Genomic DNA, 1,271 nt, shown 5'->3' with positions numbered 1-1,271 from the left:
CGGACGCTCCTATGCCGCGTCAAGTGGTTGGGGTGGGGTTTCGAGGCGTCGGTAGAGCTCTCGGGCGATGTAGCGCTTGAGGCAGCGTTTGATCTCGCGGTCGGTTTTGCCTTGGGTGCGGCGGCGGTCGGCGTAGGCGCGGGTGCGGGGGTCGCGTTGCAGTCGGCATAGGGCGACGGTGTGCAGGGCGCGGTTGAGTTGCCGGTCGCCGCAGCGGTTGAGCCGGTAGCGGACGGTCTTGCCGGACGAGGCGGGGATGGGTGCGGTGCCGGCGAGCATGGCGAAGGCGGCGTCGTCGCGGCAGCGGCCGGGGTGGGACCAGGCGGTCAGCACGGTGGCGGCGACGATCGGGCCGACCCCGGGCAGGTTGAGCAGGTCGGGGCGCCAGGACCGCACGATCGCGCGGATCGCTGTCTCGTGCTCGGCGGCTTCGGCTTGCAGGAAGCGGACGCGGCGGCCCAACTGCCGCAACACGGTCAAGCAGGTGAACACGTCGACATCGGCGTTGGCAGTGGGGCGCAGCCGCGTGGCGGTGGTGAGCATGACTCGAGTGCTCTGGCCGCGGAACCGGGCCCGCACCACCTCGGGGGCGGTGATCACCAACGCGTGCAGCTGCCGCTGGGCGTCGGAGCTGGCTTCCACGGCTGCGCGGCGGGCGGTCAGCCGTGCCTGCAAAGCCGCCCGTTGCGCGCCGGTCTTGGGCTGCGCCAGTCGGGTGCGGGCCAGGGCATCGCGGGCAGCGCGTTCGGCGTCGATCGGGTCGGACTTCGCCCCGGCGCGGCGGGCCGGGCGCAGCGGTCGGTCCAGTTCGACGACCAGTTCACCGGCGTCGGCCAAGTGCCGGGCCAAGCCGGCGCCGTAGCCACCGGAGCCTTCCAGCGCCCAGGCGCGCAGCCCCGAGTGTTGCTCGGCCAGGGCCACCAGTTCGGCGTAGCCGTCCGGGTCGGTGCTCACCGTGGCTCGGGCCAGCACCCCGCCGGTGCGGGTATCGAGGACCGCGGCGGTGTGGGTGTCCTTGTGCGTGTCGATGCCGATGACGACCTCGACCAGTTCTGCCAGCATGGACATGCGTTCTCTCCTCACCGTGGGGACGCAAGGGTCCGGTCCGGTGCGGAGATGGCAGGACTGTGATGAGACACGCCAGCCGCTAACTGGCGGTCAAGCTCCTGATCAGGCCAAACGTCTCCCGCCGGGCCGGCGCCGGCAGCAGCAGGCGGACAAGTCCGGCCGAAGGCACAAAGGCCAGTCAGACGATGGGTCACGCCCGCTAC

At 71.7% G+C, this 1,271-nt stretch carries 1 protein-coding gene; it reads right to left on the bottom strand.

The annotated features are described in order from the left end of the window. Positions 1-9: 9 nt before the first annotated feature. Positions 10-1,068, bottom strand: a complete 1,059-nt coding sequence (locus V6U89_RS30070; protein ID WP_334576684.1) for an IS110 family transposase — start codon at positions 1,066-1,068, stop codon at positions 10-12. Positions 1,069-1,271: the final 203 nt, after the last annotated feature.

Origin of the sequence: Micromonospora sp. CPCC 206171, assembly GCF_036906755.1 — a bacterium.
GTDB classification, from domain to species: Bacteria; Actinomycetota; Actinomycetes; order Mycobacteriales; family Micromonosporaceae; genus Micromonospora; species Micromonospora purpureochromogenes.
This window is presented reverse-complemented; position numbering and strand designations above follow the sequence as displayed.